21 protein-coding genes and 2 tRNA genes are annotated in these 18,194 nt (G+C 57.1%); 3 read left to right on the forward strand and 20 right to left on the reverse strand.

The features are described 5' to 3' along the window. Positions 1-20: 20 nt before the first annotated feature. The 3 genes from fnr to ylqF form a co-directional block, all read right to left on the reverse strand. Complete coding sequence (fnr, locus tag DET50_RS00575; protein ID WP_113860961.1) at positions 21-770, reverse strand: fumarate/nitrate reduction transcriptional regulator Fnr; 750 nt, start codon at positions 768-770, stop codon at positions 21-23. 135 nt (positions 771-905) lie between these two features. Further along, the gene (gene fabB, locus DET50_RS00580) at positions 906-2,114 is read right to left on the reverse strand and encodes a beta-ketoacyl-ACP synthase I (RefSeq protein ID WP_113860962.1); all 1,209 of its coding nucleotides are present in this window, start codon (positions 2,112-2,114) and stop codon (positions 906-908) included. Between the two features lie 119 nt (positions 2,115-2,233). After that, positions 2,234-3,121 (reverse strand): ribosome biogenesis GTPase YlqF, encoded by an 888-nt coding sequence (ylqF, locus tag DET50_RS00585; RefSeq protein WP_113860963.1) that lies wholly within the window; start codon positions 3,119-3,121, stop codon positions 2,234-2,236. A gap of 242 nt (positions 3,122-3,363) precedes the next feature. Here ylqF and DET50_RS00590 point away from each other — a divergent pair, with 242 nt between their 5' ends. Next, positions 3,364-3,831 (forward strand): Spy/CpxP family protein refolding chaperone, encoded by a 468-nt coding sequence (locus DET50_RS00590; RefSeq protein WP_181799900.1) that lies wholly within the window; start codon positions 3,364-3,366, stop codon positions 3,829-3,831. 105 nt (positions 3,832-3,936) lie between these two features. Here the strand turns inward: DET50_RS00590 and lipA are convergent, their stop codons facing one another. Next, positions 3,937-4,986: a lipoyl synthase gene (lipA, locus tag DET50_RS00595; RefSeq protein WP_113860964.1), complete on the reverse strand. Its 1,050-nt coding sequence runs from the start codon at positions 4,984-4,986 to the stop codon at positions 3,937-3,939. Between the two features lie 131 nt (positions 4,987-5,117). Then, the gene (locus tag DET50_RS00600) at positions 5,118-6,395 is read right to left on the reverse strand and encodes an O-acetylhomoserine aminocarboxypropyltransferase/cysteine synthase family protein (protein ID WP_113860965.1); all 1,278 of its coding nucleotides are present in this window, start codon (positions 6,393-6,395) and stop codon (positions 5,118-5,120) included. Positions 6,396-6,548: 153 nt separating this feature from the next. Between DET50_RS00600 and DET50_RS00605 the strand changes: the two genes are divergently transcribed. Further along, positions 6,549-6,929 (forward strand): hypothetical protein, encoded by a 381-nt coding sequence (locus tag DET50_RS00605; protein WP_113860966.1) that lies wholly within the window; start codon positions 6,549-6,551, stop codon positions 6,927-6,929. 46 nt (positions 6,930-6,975) lie between these two features. On the opposite strand, the gene DET50_RS00610 is transcribed toward DET50_RS00605, so the two are convergent. The 5 genes from DET50_RS00610 to DET50_RS00630 all read right to left on the reverse strand — a co-directional run bounded on the left by DET50_RS00610 (position 6,976) and on the right by DET50_RS00630 (position 9,449). Next, positions 6,976-8,190 (reverse strand): serine hydrolase domain-containing protein, encoded by a 1,215-nt coding sequence (locus DET50_RS00610; protein ID WP_113860967.1) that lies wholly within the window; start codon positions 8,188-8,190, stop codon positions 6,976-6,978. Between the two features lie 71 nt (positions 8,191-8,261). After that, entirely contained in the window at positions 8,262-8,444 is a 183-nt protein-coding gene (locus DET50_RS00615; protein ID WP_113860968.1) for a hypothetical protein, read from the reverse strand. A gap of 87 nt (positions 8,445-8,531) precedes the next feature. Beyond that, on the reverse strand, positions 8,532-8,729 hold the full coding sequence (locus DET50_RS00620) for a hypothetical protein (RefSeq protein WP_113860969.1): 198 nt from the start codon (positions 8,727-8,729) through the stop codon (positions 8,532-8,534). A gap of 142 nt (positions 8,730-8,871) precedes the next feature. Further along, positions 8,872-9,231, reverse strand: coding sequence for a roadblock/LC7 domain-containing protein (locus DET50_RS00625; RefSeq protein WP_181799901.1), 360 nt, complete (start codon positions 9,229-9,231; stop codon positions 8,872-8,874). 141 nt (positions 9,232-9,372) lie between these two features. Further along, positions 9,373-9,449: transfer RNA gene (locus DET50_RS00630), tRNA-Met, on the reverse strand. A 243-nt stretch (positions 9,450-9,692) separates the two neighbouring features. On the opposite strand from DET50_RS00630, the gene DET50_RS00635 reads away from it, so the two are divergent. After that, entirely contained in the window at positions 9,693-11,276 is a 1,584-nt protein-coding gene (locus DET50_RS00635; protein ID WP_113860971.1) for a metallophosphoesterase family protein, read from the forward strand. Positions 11,277-11,326: 50 nt separating this feature from the next. Here the strand turns inward: DET50_RS00635 and DET50_RS00640 are convergent, their stop codons facing one another. From DET50_RS00640 to DET50_RS00685, 10 genes are all read right to left on the reverse strand, one after another. After that, positions 11,327-11,734 (reverse strand): hypothetical protein, encoded by a 408-nt coding sequence (locus tag DET50_RS00640; protein ID WP_113860972.1) that lies wholly within the window; start codon positions 11,732-11,734, stop codon positions 11,327-11,329. A 23-nt stretch (positions 11,735-11,757) separates the two neighbouring features. Then, the gene (locus DET50_RS00645) at positions 11,758-12,147 is read right to left on the reverse strand and encodes a roadblock/LC7 domain-containing protein (RefSeq protein ID WP_113860973.1); all 390 of its coding nucleotides are present in this window, start codon (positions 12,145-12,147) and stop codon (positions 11,758-11,760) included. A gap of 16 nt (positions 12,148-12,163) precedes the next feature. Further along, positions 12,164-12,694: a GTP-binding protein gene (locus DET50_RS00650; protein ID WP_113860974.1), complete on the reverse strand. Its 531-nt coding sequence runs from the start codon at positions 12,692-12,694 to the stop codon at positions 12,164-12,166. 10 nt (positions 12,695-12,704) lie between these two features. After that, positions 12,705-13,670, reverse strand: coding sequence for a hypothetical protein (locus DET50_RS00655; RefSeq protein WP_113860975.1), 966 nt, complete (start codon positions 13,668-13,670; stop codon positions 12,705-12,707). Between the two features lie 158 nt (positions 13,671-13,828). Beyond that, the gene (locus DET50_RS00660) at positions 13,829-14,188 is read right to left on the reverse strand and encodes a roadblock/LC7 domain-containing protein (protein WP_113860976.1); all 360 of its coding nucleotides are present in this window, start codon (positions 14,186-14,188) and stop codon (positions 13,829-13,831) included. A gap of 330 nt (positions 14,189-14,518) precedes the next feature. Then, entirely contained in the window at positions 14,519-15,610 is a 1,092-nt protein-coding gene (gene ychF / locus DET50_RS00665; protein ID WP_092005036.1) for a redox-regulated ATPase YchF, read from the reverse strand. Between the two features lie 84 nt (positions 15,611-15,694). Further along, positions 15,695-16,285, reverse strand: a complete 591-nt coding sequence (gene pth, locus DET50_RS00670) for an aminoacyl-tRNA hydrolase (RefSeq protein WP_113860977.1) — start codon at positions 16,283-16,285, stop codon at positions 15,695-15,697. 22 nt (positions 16,286-16,307) lie between these two features. Then, positions 16,308-16,949, reverse strand: a complete 642-nt coding sequence (locus DET50_RS00675; protein ID WP_113860978.1) for a 50S ribosomal protein L25/general stress protein Ctc — start codon at positions 16,947-16,949, stop codon at positions 16,308-16,310. A gap of 167 nt (positions 16,950-17,116) precedes the next feature. Beyond that, a complete protein-coding gene (locus DET50_RS00680) occupies positions 17,117-18,067 on the reverse strand; it encodes a ribose-phosphate diphosphokinase (RefSeq protein WP_113860979.1) in 951 nt (316 codons plus the stop codon). A gap of 52 nt (positions 18,068-18,119) precedes the next feature. Further along, positions 18,120-18,194, reverse strand: a tRNA-Gln gene (locus tag DET50_RS00685).

Below are 18,194 nucleotides of genomic sequence, written 5' to 3' on the forward strand. Positions count from 1 at the left end.
CGGACCCTTAGTTAACCGTCTTACTGGCAACCCTGGCGGGAAAACTCCCGGGTGACAGTCTGCAGGGCTTCCACGTCCAGTAGCTCCACTTCCCGGCCACGGGCGCGGATCAGGCCCTGGTTCTGGAAGCGGGTAAATACACGGCTGACAGTCTCTACCGCCAGGCCCAGGAAGTTGGCAATGTCGTTCCTGGCCATCGGCAGGCTGAAATTGGTCGGTGACAGCCGGCGGCGTTGGAAGCGGCTGGAAAGGGACAGCAGCAGGGCGGCAATGCGCTCCTCCGCGGTGTTCTTGCTCAGCAGCATGGCCAGCTGATGGCTGTTCTGGATCTCCTGGCTCATCAGGTGGTACATGTGGTGCTGCAGCTCCGGCATCTTGCCGGTCAGCTCTTCCAGCTTCTCGATCGGGAACTCGCAGACACTGGTTCGCTCCAGGGCCTTGGCCGTGCAGGCGTAGGTTTCGCCGCTCATGCTGTCCAGCCCCACCAGCTCACCGGGCATGAAGAAGCCTGTGACCTGTTCCTCGCCACCTTCGGTAATGATGGAGGTCTTGATGGAGCCGCTCTTTACTGCAAAGCAGGAGCGGAACGGAGTGCTCTGATCAAAGATGTGCTCACCGCGATTGAAGATCCGTCCCTGCTGGACGATGTCTTCCAGGCGCTCGAGGTCGTTTTCTTCAATAGCCAGGGGCAGGCAAAGGTTGCTCAGACTGCACTGGTGACACGAGGCTTTGAGGGGCGAGTTCTTACGAATGGGGATTGCTTGCGCCATAGCGGATGAACCGTCCAAATTGATCCATATCAATCTCGTACCTTAATACGTATAGCGCCTTTTGCCAATGATCAATCGCATTGCGGGCCAGAAATTTACCAGCGGTGGCGGCTCTTGACCGCCACCGCTGGTGGGTCAGATCTTCTCGAAAATCAGGGAAGCGTTGGTGCCGCCGAAGCCGAAACTGTTCGACATCACGCAATCCAGCGCCATATCGCGGGCCTCGGGGCCCACAATAGGCAGATCCCGGACTTTTTCATCGGCATCGAGCAGGTTCTTGGTGCCGGCTGCAAAACCGTGCTGCAGCATCAGCAGGGAGTAGATGGCTTCCTGGACGCCGGCAGCACCGAGTGAGTGCCCGGACAGGGATTTGGTGGAGGAGATGGCCGGGATATCGCTGCCAAAGGTGTTTTTCACCGCGCCCATCTCGGCCACGTCGCCCACCGGGGTGCTGGTGCCGTGGGCATTGATGTACTGGACCTTGCCGCGGATGGTGGCCATGGCCTGCTCCATGCAGCGTTTGGCGCCCTCGCCAGAGGGGGCTACCATGTCGTAACCGTCGGAGGTGGCACCGTATCCGGTCAGCTCGGCGATGATGTTGGCTCCGCGTTTCTTCGCATGCTCGTATTCCTCGAGCACCACCATGCCGCCGCCACCGGCGATGACGAAGCCGTCACGTCCGCTGTCGAACGGGCGCGAAGCGGTTTCCGGTGCGTCGTTATACTTGGTGGAGAGTGCACCCATGGCGTCAAACATCATGGTGAGGCTCCAGTCTTCCTCTTCACCGCCACCGGCGAAGACGATGTCCTGTTTGCCGGACTGGATCTGTTCCATGCCATGGCCAATGCAATGGGCGCTGGTGGCGCAGGCCGAGGACATTGAGTAGTTCACGCCTCGGATCTTGTAAGCGGTGGCCAGGCATGCAGAGACGGTGCTGGTCATGATCCGGGGCACCATGTAGGGCCCGATCCGCTTCACTCCGCGCTCACGCATGGTGTCCGTGGCTTCCACCTGGCTGGAGCAGGAAGCCCCACCGGACCCGGCGATCAGGCCGGTGCGGTCATTGGAGATATGTTCTTCGCTCAGGCCGGCCTGGGCAATGGCCTGTTCCATCGCCAGGTAGCTGTACATGGCAGCAGGGCCCATGAACCGGCGTACCTTGCGATCGATCACGGAGGTGTCTACATCAATAGAGCCGGAAACCTGGCTGCGGAACCCCTTGTCCTTGTAGGTTTCATTGAAACGAATGCCGGACTTGCCGTTTTGCAGGCTGTCCAGGACTTCTTCCAGGGAGTTTCCCAGACAGGAAACGATACCCATACCAGTGACGACGACGCGTCTCATGCTCTTCCTCCTTCAGTGGCTGCCGAACAGCGAGCCCGCAAAACATTGACAATATTTGACAGTGTAGGCGGTTTGCAGCCCGGGTCATATTTGACCTTGGTAAGGGGGCGCCCAACTTTTCATTTTCTAGCTGCCTTGCGAGCCTCCTCCTCGGCAGCAGCCCGGGCTTCCTGTTCAACCATTTCCGGCGTTTCCAGGGAGATCCGGCCCAGGGTGCCGGAGCGGAACTCGTTCAGCAGCACCTCGGCCACCTTGTGCAGGTCCGGTATGCCACCACGGGCGAAGAACCGTCGTTTCCCGGCAATGGCGTCCATCAGGCCGAGTCCGTCCGCCGGTAATTCGGCAAGACCATAGCGGGCACGGACGAGTTCCGGATAGGCCTCAAGCAGGTAATCGGCCTCGAACAGGGCAACATCCTCAAAATCCAGTACGGCACTGCGAATGGCGCCGGTGATGGCCAGACGGTAGCCGCAGGCTTCCGGTGACAGCTTGGGCCAGAGAAAGCCCGGAGTGTCATAGAGCAGGATGTTCCCCGGTAGTTTGATGGCCTGCTGGGCCCGGGTGACCGCTGGCTCGTTGCCGGTTTTCGCCACCGGCCGGCCGGCCAGGGTATTGATGATGGTGGATTTGCCGACATTGGGTATCCCCAGGATCATCAGCCTCAGTGCGCTTTTCTGGCGGTCGTGGTCCGGGGTCATTTCCTGGGCAAGTTTGAGGATGTCCAGTGCCTCACCGCGCTGGTTGTGGGTCAGGGTAATGGCCCGGACGCCACGCTCTTTTTCCAGCCAGCCCTGCCACCGCCTGGTGATCTCCGGGTCCGCCAGGTCCCGTTTGTTCAGGACCTTGATCAGCGGTGTATCGCCACGCAGGGACGGGACCAGCGGATTTTCGCTGCTGAAAGGAATGCGCGCATCAAGGACCTCGATGATCAGGTCCATCTGGGGCATTACCTTCTTGATCTCCTTGCGGGCTTTATGCATGTGCCCGGGAAACCAGTTAATCGCCATCTTATGTACTCCGGCAGTGTTCAGTGGGCGCCATTATGAAGGGGAATGGATAAAGTTTCACATTTCATTGAATTCCCGTGTGTGGCGGGCTGACGGGCCATGGGGGCCGGTGTGTGTATAAAAAGAGGGGATATCGGGATGAAATCTCCGGTCCGGATGTTTTAGGGTGTATCACCTGAATCGTGAAATTACTGACTTTTGGTGGCTTTCTGCTAGTGGCCACCCTCATTAAGGAGATGTTTATGAAGCTCGCAAAAATGCTGGGAACCGCCCTTGTTGCACTGACTCTCTCTGCCCCCTCCTTCGCACAGCAGGCGGCCGGTGGTCAGCCAGACCAGGTTGACCAGCTGGCGCAGATGGTCGGCCTGTCCGATGACCAGCAGACAGAAATTCGTGCCATTCTCGAAGAGATGCAGGGCAAGATCGGCAAGTTGCGCCAGGAAGCCCAGCAAATCCAGCAGCAGATGCAGGCGGAGATCAAGGCGGACTATGACGAATCAGCGATCCGTGACAATGCCGAGAAGCTGGGCGACCTGACCGGTGAGATCGCCGCACTCTCTACCCTGATGCAGGCCAAGGTGGACAGTGTGTTCACCCAGGAGCAGCGTGACGAGCTGGACAAGCGCATGCAGCAGATGCAACAGCAGATGCAGCAGCGGCGCCAGATGATGCAGCAACAGCAGAAGCAACAGCAACAGCAGGGTCAGTAAGCCCTGACTGGAAACCCGGATTCCGGAAATCCCGGAACCGGGTTCTGATCATAAAAAAATCCCCCGCCGGTCTTTGCCGTGCGGGGGATTTTTTTGCTGGGGCTTTTAGTCGACTGCCTTCACCGGGATCTGCATGGCGTTGTCCTGCTTGGGGACCTCCGGCACGGCCAGGCCCAGGTTGTTCTTGTCGAACACCTTGTCGGCGCGGTAGCTGGAGCGCACCATCGGGCCGGAAGGCACTTCCATGAAGCCTTTCTCCAGGCCGATTTCACGGTAGCGGTTGAACTCCTCGGGAGTGACGTAACGCTCCACCGGCAGATGGTTCGGGGTCGGGCGCAGGTACTGGCCCAGGGTTAGGATGTCGACCCCGATTGCACGCAGGTCGTCCATGGTCTCGAGAATTTCTTCTTCGGTCTCGCCCAGGCCCAGCATCAGGCTGGTCTTGGTGAGAACATCGGGCCGGTGCTTCTTGGCATGGGCCAGCACGCTCAGGGTTTTCTCATAGCCGGCCCGCGGATCGCGCACCCGGCTGGTCAGACGCTTGACCGTTTCCACGTTCTGGGCGAACACGTCCAGCCCCGAATCCACGACCTTTTCCACGTCGCTCATCACCGCGTCAAAATCCGGGGTAAGGGCTTCCACGGCCACTTCCGGGGTGCGCTTCTTGATGGCGGCCACGCAGGCCGCGTAGTGGGCGGCGCCGCCATCGTCCAGGTCGTCCCGGTCGACGGAGGTCAGCACGATATAGCGCAGGCCCATCAGTTCCACCGACTTGGCAGTGTTCTCGGGTTCGTCCGGGTCCAGCCAGCCTTTGGGGTTGCCGGTATCCACCGCGCAGAACTTGCAGGCACGGGTGCACACCGAGCCCATCACCATGATGGTGGCGGTGCCATTGGTCCAGCACTCGCCGATGTTCGGGCAATGGGATTCCTGGCACACGGTACTCAGCCGATGCTCGCTGACATTGCGGCGCACCGAATCATAGCGCTCGCCGCCGGGCATGCGTGCCCGCAACCACTTGGGCTTGCGCTCCACCGGCTTTTCTTCCGTGCTTGCGGAGGCGGTGCGTTTGACGCCGTCCTTGATGGCTGAGAATCCATGCTCGCTGCGGAATTTGGTACCACTGGTGACGCGGGGCTTTGCGCTTTCGCTCATTGACCGGAAACTCTCATATGAAAGGTATGGAGAACTCTAAAGGTTAAAGCGAGGAAGGCGTAGTTACAAGGCGGGTACGGGCAATCACGGGGTGTTCGGGCACGACATTGGTCGTACCCGGATGAGATAAATCAAGCCTGTGATTTTTCCAGGGCCTGAGTGATGTCGGCAATGATGTCATCGGCGTGTTCAATGCCAATGGACAGGCGCACCAGGTCCTCGCTGACACCCGCGCTCTTAAGTTCCTCGGGGTTCAGCTGGCGGTGCGTGGTGGTGGCCGGGTGACAGGCCAGGGACTTGGCATCGCCGATGTTCACCAGGCGCAGGATCATGTCCAGGGCGTCGATGAATTTCGCGCCGGCGTCACGGCCACCCTTGATGCCGAAGCTAAGGATGCCGGAAGCCTTGCCGTCGCAGATCTTGTCGCAGGTGGCCTTGTAGGGGCTGTTGGCCAGGCCGGCATAGTTCACCCATTCCACGGAGGGATGATCCTGCAGGAACTGTGCGACTTTCTCGGCATTCTCGCAGTGGCGTTCCATGCGCAGCGCCAGGGTTTCCAGGCCCTGCATGATCAGGAAGGCATTGAAAGGCGACAGCGCCGATCCGGTATTGCGCAGCGGTACCACCCGGCAGCGACCGATAAAGGCCGCTTCGCCGAGTGCTTCGGTGTAGACCACGCCGTGGTAGGAAGGATCCGGCTCGTTCATCATGGGGAACTTGGCGGCACTGGCTTTCCAGTCAAACTTCCCGGAATCCACCACCACACCGGCAACCGTAGTGCCGTGGCCGCCAATGTACTTGGTCAGGGAGTGGATCACGATGTCGGCGCCGTGCTCGAACGGACGGCACAGGAACGGGGTCGCTACGGTGTTATCCACGATCAGCGGAATACCGTGCTTGTGGGCAATCTCGGCCCACTTCTGGATATCCACCACGTTGCCCGCCGGGTTGCCGATGGATTCGCAGAACAGGGCGCGGGTCTGGTCGTCGATGGCATTTTCGACGGCCGCGAAATCGTCGTGGGCTACCATCTTGCACTCGATGCCCTGGTTGGGCAGGGAGTGGGCGAACAGGTTGTAGGTGCCGCCATAGAGCTGGCTGGTGCTGACGATGTTGTTGCCTACCTTGCAGATAGTTTGCAGGGCGTAGGTGATTGCCGCCATGCCGGATGCCACGGCGAGGGCGCCAATACCGCCTTCGAGGGCTGCCATCCGCTCTTCGAGCACCGCATTGGTGGGGTTCATGATGCGGGTGTAGATGTTGCCCTGTACCTTCAGGTCAAATAGGTCGGCACCGTGTTGGGTATCATCGAAGGTGTAGGAGGTGGTCTGGTAGATCGGCGTGGTGGCCGCCTTGGTGGTCGGGTCGCTCTTGAAGCCTGCGTGAAGGGCGAGAGTTTCCGGTTTCATCGCAACATTCCTTGCTGGTGAGTTTTTGTTGATCGGATCAGGACACTGAGTATGCCACAGGGAATGGAACCGGAGCACAGTCCCAAACGTCATATTGTTATAAGAAGCATGTGTTTTGATGCATAACTCACCTACCTGGATAAGGAAGATTCCATGAAACTGACACTGATTCGCTCCACCGTTGTGGCCTCCGGTCTCCTGCTGGGCGGCAGCCTGGTTTCGCCATCGGTTCTGGCGCAATCCGAAGCGGCTGACAATGGCCAGCAGGCGGAAGAGATGCTCAAGAAGGGCAAGGGTAAATCGGACGAGGCCAAGGGCAAGGGCCAGGAAAAGGCCGACGAGATGCGAGAGCGTTCCGAGGAGGAGATGGAGGAGCGTGAGCGCGCTGAAGAGGGCGCTGAGCGGGCCCAGGGCGAAGGCGGTAACCGTGACAACGAAAACCGCCAGGCAGATCCCGCCTCCAAGGGCAGCGAGCAGGGCCAGGCCAAGAAACAGGAGAAGTCAAAGGCCTGGTGGAACTTCTGGAGTGACTGAGTTACCGATTACCGTATGAATCAAGCCCGCACATCCGCGGGCTTTTCTATACCAGTGCCCCGTTCACCATGGCCCGGAGTTCCTGGCGAACCGGATAGGATGAGGACGGTATGAGCTGGGTCATGAAGATCACTACCATATCCTCCTTCGGGTCCACGAAGAAGTTGGTGCTGGCCAGTCCGCCCCAGCCGAATTCTCCCTCCGAGCCGTTGGTCAGGGACTTCGCCACATCTGTCTTCACCGAGAATCCGAGCCCGAACCCGCTGCCCTCATAGGGTGTTTCGCTGAACGCACCAATGGACAGTGCCGGCAGGTCCCGTTTACCCGGCAGGTGGTTCCGGCGCATGAATTCCAGGGTCTTGCGGCCAATGATCCTCTGGCCACGGTACTCGCCACCCTGGCAAAGTGCCTGGGCAAAACTGTGATAGTCATCGATGGTAGAGACCAGTCCGCCACCTCCGGAAAGAAATCTGGGCGGCTTACTGAATCTGGAGCGATCCGGGTCGTCCTGGAGTTTCATGGTGTCACCGGGCTGGTGCAGGTAGCAGGCGGCAAAGCGGTCAAGCTGATCCGGCCGGACCTGGAAGCCGGTGTCCGTCATGCCCAGTGGCGCGAAAATATGTTCGCGGAAGTAGTCGTCCAGGGGTTTGTCTGCCAGCAGCTGGACCAGGTAACCCACCACATCGGTTGAAACCGAGTAATTCCATGCGGTGCCGGGCGAAAACTCCAGCGGCAGCTCGGCCAGCCGGTCCACCAGTTTGTCCAGGGTCAGAATCGAACTTCCGTCCAGCTTGAGCTGACGGTAGGCAGCATCGACATTCGTCCGTTCGAGGAAACCATAGGTCAGGCCGGACATGTGCGTCAGCAGATCCCGGATGGTCATGGCGGTCGCCGCAGGCTCGGTTTCGAACTCCGGATAGGTTCCACCTTTATAGACGCGCAGATTGCGCCAGGAGGGGATGTACTTGTGCACCGGGTCATCCAGGAGGAACCGGCCCTGTTCGTACAGCTGCATCATCGCAATGGAGGTGACCGGCTTGGTCATGGAATAGATCCGGAACAGGGTATCCCGTCGGGCCGGCCTGTTGCGCTCGACATCCATCAGACCCTGGGCGTTCACCCAGACAATCTGGCCATGTCGCGCCACCAGGGTCACGGCGCATGGCAGTTTTCCCGGACGAATGTATTGGTCCTCAAGGTGACGGCTGATTCGCTCCAGACGCTCGAGCGACAGCCCGGCGACGACATCAGATTCCCGCATGGACAGATCCTGTGGCTAAAAGCGAAAGCTTAATTTATTCCCGGGGACGGGAGAAGGGCAGGGTAAGAGGGTCAGGTGCGCCAGCGGCGGTCCTGGCGGCGGCTACCCAGGTTCATGGACAGGAAGATGATCGTGTATGCCACCAGGATCGAGGCGCAAATAAACAGCGCCTGAGCCGGCCTTTCGGCAATGATCATCACAGCCGGGAAGGTAATGGCCAGAACCACAGCAAGTTCCAGGAAGATCTTTTTCATGTCGCTACAGGGATACACTGGTGAAAAGGCAGGCGATTGTACCCTGAGGACCGCCATAGACCATTGAGACTTTGGAATGAGAAGGAATCAGTCCTCTTCCTCGCTCCTTTGTCTGTCCTGGTCCCGAAAGTAATCCTGGATGGACCCGGAGAAGAAGATGGCCACATACACAAGGAAGAGTCCGACGGAGATCGCCAGCATCTTCAGGTCAAAGCCGGAAAACACCAGGGCGGAGACGAGGATCAGGATTGTGAGAAAGGCCACCTCTGCGGGAGATGTCTTCATGCGGGCCAGGTGCTCCCATCGGCATGTTGGACTTGCTCTGCCGATGATAGGGCAATTGGGCGCAGGAGATTGTCAAAGGTTGTTTAAGGGATGTGCAATTATGCAAAAATCGCCAGACGGCGAAACCGGATTCCCGGGCCTGTCAAAGAAGGTCGTAGATTTTTCTGACGTATTTCCAGGTCAAAATCTGTACTGTCCCGGCATTCAGGTTAACCGACGACAGGCAGGCAAGATACCCTTTGTCAAAGATTGGAAAAACTGTCACCCCGCCGGACTTTGAGCGGATATAGACTTCCTCGACACCTTCGTAATCGAGCTGAGTTATGATCTTTTCACAAATAACTTTAAGTTCAAGGAAAAGAGCTCCAAACAGTTCTGGATCCTTGGCATCTCCATGATGGGCGATAACCAATCCGTCGGAAGAAACCATCATGCTGAATTTGATCTCTTTCGAGGCTTCGCAGAGGCTTGTTAACTGTTTTTGGATCTCAGCGACAGACACTTTTGGGGTTCCTGTGAGAGTAATTTGGCGGGAGGGCTAATTCCAGAAAGTCTTACATTACTCTGTGCTTATTGTCTAACTGCTTTGGGTGGGCAAATAAAAAAGGGTTGCGAGTGTGATCGCAACCCTTTTTGGGAATACTGGTAGCAAGGGGCGGAGTCGAACCGCCGACCCCAGCATTATGAGTGCTGTGCTCTAACCAACTGAGCTACCTTGCCATTGCTTCATCGATGGAAGCGGCGCGTATGATATGGGCGAGGGGCTAAGCTGTCAAGCGTGAGTCATCCGATTCTGTCAGATGATTTCAGGTACGTGACTCATGAAATGCCAAAAGCGCTGTAAAAACATGATGATAGGTGTTATGAGGTGGTCAGCAGCGGACTTTTTCATTGGCTTTACAACTCGACATAGTAGAGTCCTGGAGGGCATGATGAAAACCCGTAACCGATGCCTCTCTGATTATGCTTGAAGAGCTGAAACTCGCCGACATTGCAGTTATTGGAAGGTCCGACGACTCGGAGCCTGACTGCTCTGCCGAGATGATCAAGGACATTATCCAATCGGGGTTTCAGGCCCTGGGACACGGGGAAAGGTTTACCGGAAAGCCGGGCACGCTGATCTTCGAACGGAACAACAGAATCGTAAAGATTCACGCCGGGGTGAATCTGGCGGAGCCTCAAGCCAGACAAAGGGGAGACTTCAGCCGCAAAAACGAGCGGAAGTTAGGGATATATCATCCGTCCAAAACTTGGTTTGTCGCCAAATACAGGAATCGGTGCTGGATAGGGAATATCACGAAAACGCTCCACCCTCTGCATATGTCACTGTTGCAGGCTGATTCATCAAGTGCGCTGAAGTTGCTGGATCAGTACTTCTCGATCTACATCCGGTTTATGAAGGAGCACGAGCGTGTGCTGGACCCGGGGCTTTCGAACTTCGGTGCTGATGAAAATGGCCACGTTTTTTACCTTGATGACGATATCTATGGTTGGGATGGATTCTCGGGGCTGTCGCAGGCGATCGGTGTCTGGTTTCGACAGTTCGTTGGTTTTCCGGAAACTTTCTTTTCGGCACTGGGAGCAAGCCTGGGCAAGTGGCTCCGCTCTTACTATCCGGACTCCGAATGGCTCGACATTATTGCCGAGCAGGTCCGGGGCGTCTTTACGGCTAACGAGGAGCAGTCAACGCGGCGCATTCATTTTCTGGCGGGGTTTGCCCAGGCAACAAGAGCTCAGCCCGCTGGTGAGCAAGAGACACACCCGGTATACGTCATCCCGGCAGAAGCTCCGCACCTGCTGGACAAGGGGAAAGGCCTCGTTGGGATCATTGCGGATATCCACGCCAATCTTCCGGCCTTGGAGAAAACACTGGAAGAGCTGCAGCGAAGGTCCGTTTCCAGCGTACTCGTTTTGGGTGATCTCGTCGGATATGGTCCACACCCATCCGAGTGCATCGAGCTCCTCCGTACAGGTGACTTCCACATCATCCGGGGTAATCACGATCACGCGACTGCCATAGGCAAAGCCGGCCAGGGCTTTTCATCGGTTTCCAGTTGGGTGATTGACTGGACTGTAAGCCGGCTGTCACAGGCGGAGCGCCAATGGCTTGGCGGTCTGCCTCTCTATCTTGACGGAGAGGGCTGGCTCGCTGTTCATGGCGCGCCTCAGGACCCGACGTTCATGAATGGCTATGTCTATCGTATGACCTATGAGGACAATATTAAGAATATGAGGGAGCGCGGCATTCGGTACTGCTTTCACGGACATACCCACATTGCCGGTGTTTACTATGCCAGGAAGACGTTGACAGGGCATTCGGTGTCCAGCCGTTATTCCCTGGCGTCGGTTGATCAGGGCTTGGTGTGTCCAGGCTCTGTGGGCCAACCGAGGGGCGGGCAGACCGGTCTGGAGTTTGCGATTCTCGATACTGAAACGTTCGGGATCGAATTTATCAACCTTGACTATGATGTTTCAAAGGTGATTGAGGACATGAACCGGGAAGGGTTTCCTGCCCAGCTGGGCAGCCGGTTGCTCCAGGGCAGGTAGCAGACACTCCTGGCCCGGGCACAGCCCGGGCCAGGAGTAGACAGCTTTGTTCAGGGGCAAAGAGGCGATACCTTCGGCAGGGCGCCTCGGAGTGCCGCCCAACCCATGCCAAGGTTTGCCTTCTTGCCGGTGATCAATACCATCAGTGCGTTGGGCTTGCCAGGCACAATTGACATGAAATGGTAGGTCTTTTCTGTTGTCATCTGGACTTCCTGCACCAACCGGTGAACCTCGGTCCCACGTTGTGACGCGATCAGTTTTTCGACCGTGTTAACGGTTTTACCCCTGAACATATCCACGGCTGCTGCGGCTACGGCATCCAGATAACTCTGGGTGAAGTAGGGGACATTATGTGCCACGGTCAGAAGCAATCCGGATTCCAGATCCACAATTGCGGCGCCCAGTGCATCACCCACTTCATTGACCATGTTTTGGCAGATTTCGTTGAGGTTTGACATTAGTACCTTCTCTTTTTACTTGGTTACCGTATATGCGCAGCCAGTTTTTCGGCTGCATTTCTGCTGACGCTGTGCAACATCCCAAGATTGACTCTGGTTGTTGCGATGACACTCAGGACGAGCCTGTCCTTCAGCTTCAGAGTGAGTATGTAGCCGTCGCTGTTTTCGACGATGACATACCGGCATTGCTGCTGTTGTGCTTCCGCAGCAATGGTTTCTCCGAGGGCCAGGATAGAGCTCATCATGGCTGAGAGCTTGGAGGCGGGCATGTCTTTCCTGAAGTTCTTCGCCACGTCATGGCCATCTACAGTGGAAATCAAAATCCCGTATATGGCATCGCTACTGCTCAACATCTGGGCGAATATTTCCTGGCAGAATGCTTCACTTTTTTCTGAAAACTTGTACTGGGTCATGGTGTTGAATCTTTTCCTAGTGGGAAAACTCGAGCGTTGAGATCAGAGCGTCGATCAGGAGTGCAACGTCTTCCCGTTCTCTGATGTCGACCTCAAACATCGGAAAGGTGCGGCCAGTGGACTCCAGGCACTCATAGAAAGCGCCCATTTCCGGCGGGTTAGCCCCACCCGTCCTGGTGATGCCCACCACAACGCCTGTCTTTTCAATGAAATCTGAAAAGTTTTCCAGATACATATTCAGATCGTCGAGAGGTTCTGGTCGGGAACAGTCCAGGAGGATGATCAGGCCGAGACCGCCCTCAACCAGGATTTTCCACATGAACTCAAAGCGTTTCTGTCCAGGGGTTCCGTAAAGAAAGACCTTTTGACCGTCACCGAGTGTGATTTCGCCGAAATCCATGGCGACGGTCGTTTCCTCTTTGACAGAGGAAAGATCATCGGTCGTCCGCGTATCCGTGCGAACAGGCGGCGTTTCACTGATGGCCGCAATCGCTGTTGTTTTGCCTGCTCCCGGGGGGCCGGTAATTATCAGTTTGACTTCAGACACAGGTTAAACCTCATTTCGGCTTTCTTTTCAGGCGGTCGCGTATCTTGTCGAACAGGCCTTTGGTGTGTTCTGTTTTAATCGGCTGTTGGCCATGGTTATCCAGGTTGAAGGCCCGAACTGACAGTACCCCGGAGAGGTAGGCGCCATTCACAAACCCAATCGCTTCTTCAGATGAAACATTGGTTTCTGACAGCGCTTCCTCGATAGTCGCGCCAGACTTACGGCTCAACAAGGCGCTCAGGGCCATGGCAGTCGGCATGGTGCGTGGGATATCAGAGGGAGGCCAGCGCAGCAGCTTGAATCGGCTCTTGCTATGAAGGGTTTTGATCAGTTCGCCCTCTGACAGGAAAATTCCCAGCTTCCACTTGAGCGAGGGAGCGTCCTGCCACGATGGCTCGAAGCTCTCCTGGAAGCCGGATGTAGCGCTCAGGGTAATGCTTTTCTCGGAACTGCGAAGTAGCTCGTCCAAGGCGGCATCGCCAGTGACCTTATATCGATCGTTGGCAAGGTCGATAATGCACTCGCAATTATTGGCAGTGACTCTCAGAAAACGAGACTCCGGCCCGTTCAGTAGATCCAGTGTTCCGGAATCCCGGCTGGACGAAATCCCGGCTTGTGCCGGAGTTTCGTTGTTGGCGGCTGACGGCTTTGCATCGTTTTTGGGGGCGAGTCCAGCCTCTACGGAATTGAAAACAGCGATGAGGTCCGCCGCGCGCAGTGGTTTTTTTATCCTGAAGCGAGTCTTTCCGGCGCTTGCGCCAGCCGAATACTCAATGGCAACCGCATGCTGCGCTTCGATCTCGTCAATAATAGCCGCCGAGTTTTTAAGGTTATCGGTATCGATGATGATAGCGTCGCAGTTGTCGCTCTCAGCGTACTCCCACGTGTCGCTTGTCCTGGACATCATCAGATCCACCAAGGACTTCAGGACCAACAGGTCTTTTTCTGTCAATCCTTTGCTGGAGAGTGTCTTCAAGGTATTCCTCCAGAAGTGCAGAGTCGGGCGAGAGCGGTCGGGTCAGAGTACATACCGGCTCGCCGGGTTGCGCTCAAAGCCTTTGAAAGGCGGGCTTTGAACGCTCACGCTGAAGTCGCCTCGCGGGCTGTTCGTGCTTGGGATCTGGCTTTCTGGCTCTAGAGTGAGGAGAGATCCAGAGATTTCTCCACGTTCTTGGTAAGCATCCGGGCCATGCCGAGATTTCCGCTTGCCTTATCCAGGACGACATACAGGAAAACGGCATCGTTGCTTTTGAGGAGTCGTATAAGGTGATACTGGTCATCAAGCGTTATCAGGATATCTTCAATGCTCCCGGAGATGCCCAGTGCAGACATGGTCTTACGCTTGGCCCTGACAACTTCCGTGTTGCCTGCTGCTGCGGTATCGAGGTCAAAATTGTTGCCTCCCTCTGTGCCAAGTACCAGGCCGGATTGACTATCCACCAGGCAGCCACCGACAAAACCTTCGATCTCTCTAAGTCCTGAAATATCTGCCATTTTTTTCTCCCTATTTTAGGTAATAACGATATGTCGTAATTGACTTAGAGGTTAGGGCGGAAGTTGATCTGCATCAATGCTCCAGTCGTAAGAAAGTGTTGGGAAGCTGTAACTATAGGTTTTATTGGAATTGAGACGTAGGTCACAAGTTAGTGGGGCCAAGGGCGTCGCTAGTTCGGCAGCGCAGACGGGACGGGCTGAGGTAATTTTCTGATTTATTGAAGGTTTCGCAGACCTTTCGGGCAGGTGCTGTCAGGGGATGGGATAGAAAGAAGGGGAAAGGGTGTCGGGGCCTGTCGCTGGGTGACAAGGCCCGACTATCGCAAGAAGTTACACGTTGAAACGGAAGTGGATAACATCACCGTCCTGCACGATGTAGTCCTTGCCTTCCAGACGCCATTTGCCGGCATCCTTCGCACCCTGTTCGCCATTGTACTGCACGAAATCGTCGTAGCTCACCACTTCGGCACGGATGAAGCCACGTTCGAAGTCGGTGTGGATGACAGCGGCGGCCTGGGGAGCGGTGGCACCGATCTTGACCGTCCAGGCGCGGACTTCCTTCACCCCGGCGGTGAAGTAGGTTTGCAAGCCCAGAAGCGAGTAGCCGGCGCGGATCACCCGATCTAGGCCGGGTTCTTCCATACCCATTTCCTCCAGGAACATCGCTTTCTCGTCATCCTCCAGCTCGGAGATTTCCGCTTCCAGCTTGTTGCAGATCGGCACCACGACCGCATTCTCGGCAGCGGCGATTTCCCTGACGGTGTCCAGGTGCGGATTGTTCTCGAAGCCGTCCTCGTTGACGTTGGCGATGTACATGGTTGGCTTGACGGTCAGCAGGCACAGCTCGCGGATCAGGGCCATCTGGTCCTTATCCAGGTTCATGCTGCGCACCGGCTTGCCCTCATTCAGCACCGGCAGGAGCTTTTCGAACATCTCGAGCTGGGCCTTGGCCTCTTTATCGCCGCTCTTGGCCACACGCTGTACCCGTTTGATGGCTTTCTCCACGGTATCCAGATCGGCCAGTGCCAGTTCGGTATTGATGACTTCGATATCGGACGCGGGATCGACCTTGTTGGCCACGTGGATGACGTTGCCGTCCTCGAAGCAGCGGACCACGTGGGCGATGGCGTCGGTCTGGCGGATGTTGGCCAGGAACTGGTTGCCCAGGCCCTCACCCTTGGAAGCGCCTTCGACCAGGCCGGCGATGTCCACGAACTCCATGGCCGTGGGCACAACACGCTCGGGCTTCACAATCTCGGCCAGCTTGTTCAGGCGCGGGTCCGGCATGGGGACCACGCCGGCATTCGGCTCAATGGTGCAGAACGGGAAGTTTTCGGCGCCGATACCGGATTTGGTCAACGCGTTGAACAGGGTGGATTTGCCGACGTTGGGAAGGCCGACGATGCCGCAGTTAAATCCCATGGAATGCCTCTGCTGGTACTGAAAAATTTGTGGCGGATTATACCGGTGTATCGGTATGGGTGCGAGTAAGGGGTTGTGCCTTGATCAGGGGCCGGGTTTGAAGCTGTGCAGCCGGTTCATGGCTGCTGCCAGTTTGCCGTTGGCGGCATCCGGGAGTACGCGCATGATCTCATCAAACACGGCGTTGAGCTGTTCGGTTTCCTGCTTGCCCAGCCGGCCGAGCACATAGCCGGTCACCTTGCGGCTGTCGCCGGGGTGGCCGATGCCGAGACGAAGGCGCTGAAAGCTGTTGGTGCCCAGGTGGGCAATGGTGTCGCGCAGGCCGTTGTGACCACCGTGGCCGCCACCTTTCTTGAGTTTGGCGGTACCGGGGGGCAGGTCGAGCTCATCGTGGGCGACCAGGATCTTTTCGGGGGGAATCTTGAAGAAGTCCGCCAATGCCTTTATCGCAAGGCCGCTGCGGTTCATGAACGTGGAGGGGTTCAGCAAATGCAGGTCAAGTCCCTGCCACTGAATGCGGGCGTAGAGCCCGTGGTATTTTCTTTCGGGGCGGAGCGTCTGGCCCGCATCGCGGGCCAGCGCTTCGACGAACAGGGCGCCGGCGTTGTGGCGGGTATTCTCGTAGTCGGGACCAGGATTACCCAGTCCGACCACCATGACAATATCCTGTGCCATTCGCCGTTGCCCCCCGGAGTGATTACTCCTCGCCGCCTTCTTCGCCTTCTTCACCTTCCTCGGCTTCGTCAACCTTGGCGCCGCGCGGCTTGTGGATAGCCACAACCGGCAGGTCGTGATCTTCGCCCTGCAACAGAGCGGCGATCTTGACACCTTCCGGCAGTTTCAGGTCGCTCAGGTGAACTACCTGGTCCATCTCGACAGTAGTCATGTCGACTTCGATGAACTCGGGCAGGTTCTGCGGCAGACAGATCACTTCCACTTCGTTGATCTGGTGGTTAGCAACGCCGCCATGCAGTTTGATTGCCGGAGCGGTTTCTTCGTTAACGAAGTGCAGCGGCACGTTAACGTGGATCTCGTGGTCCTTGTCGACGCGCAGGAAGTCGGCGTGGGTCAGGATAGGCTTGTACGGATGACGCTGCAGGTCCTTCAGGATCACGCTCTCTTTCTTGCCGTTCAGTTCAACGGTCAGAACGTGAGAGAAGAACGCTTCGTTTTCCAGGGCCTTTTTCAGCTCGTTGTGCCAGATGGCAACCGGAGTAGCGTCTTTTCCGCCACCGTAGATGATGGCCGGGATTTTACGCTCCTCGCGACGCAGGCGGCGGCTCGCACCTTTCCCCTGGTCGTCACGAGGAAATGCTTCAATTACGAATTCCTGAGACATGGTTCTTACCTCAATCGTCACCTGAACGGCCCGCGACCAGGCTCGGAACAGATGATGTTTCTGATGAAGCCGGGGTTTTCCCCGACTGACGAAAAGAGTCGGGAGCCCGTTGGGGCTCCCGACCCGAAAACTGCCTTTTTAGCCTGAGCTTATGGCACCTGGCCGGCTCAGACGTTCTCGAACATGGCGCTGATGGACTCTTCGTTGCTCACGCGTCGAATGGACTCGGCGAGCAGCCCTGCCATGGGGAGGACGCGGATTCTATCACAATTCTGGACTTTGTCATCCACCGGAATGGTGTCGCATACCACCAGTTCATCCAGCTGGGAGGCATTGATGTTGTCAATGGCCGGTCCGGACAGAACGGGGTGGGTGATGTAGGCAATAACCTTGGCTGCACCATGTTCTTTCAGGGCGTTGGCCGCCTTGCACAGGGTGCCGGCAGTGTCGATGATGTCGTCAACGAGGATGCAGGTCTTGTCTTTCACATCACCGATGATGTGCATGACCTGGGAGACGTTCGCCTTCGGACGACGCTTGTCGATGATTGCCAGATCTGCATCATCCAGGCGCTTGGCCACGGCACGGGCGCGAACCACGCCGCCCACGTCCGGGGACACCACGACAAAATTTTCGAAACGTTGCTTCTCGATGTCCTCGAGCATCACCGGGGTGGCGTAAATGTTGTCCACCGGGATGTCGAAGAACCCCTGAATCTGGTCTGCGTGCAGGTCCACGGTCAGAACACGATCCACGCCGATGCTGGAGATCATGTCGGCAACGACCTTGGCGCTGATGGCTACCCGGCTGGAGCGGACACGGCGATCCTGGCGAGCGTAGCCGTAATACGGGATAACCGCGGTGATACGTGTGGCAGAGGCGCGACGCAGGGCGTCAGCCATCACGATCAGTTCCATCAGATTATCGTTGGTGGGGTAGCAGGTGGGCTGGATGATGAAAACATCATGGCCCCGGACATTCTCATTGATCTCGACGGTGGTTTCCCCGTCGCTGAAACGGCCTACAGTGGCCTGACCCATGGGAATGTGAAGTTTCTTGGCAATATCCTGGGCAAGAGCCGGATTGGCATTGCCAGCGAAGATCATCAGTTTGGACACGACAGCATCCTTCTCAGTATCGGCGTTTGATTCAGAAGAAGCGGGAGAAAGGTGGCTGGGGTGGCAGGATTCGAACCTGCGCATGACGGGATCAAAACCCGTTGCCTTACCACTTGGCGACACCCCA

It is taken from the genome of Marinobacter pelagius (genome assembly GCF_003315345.1).
Lineage (GTDB): Bacteria > Pseudomonadota > Gammaproteobacteria > Pseudomonadales > Oleiphilaceae > Marinobacter > Marinobacter pelagius_A.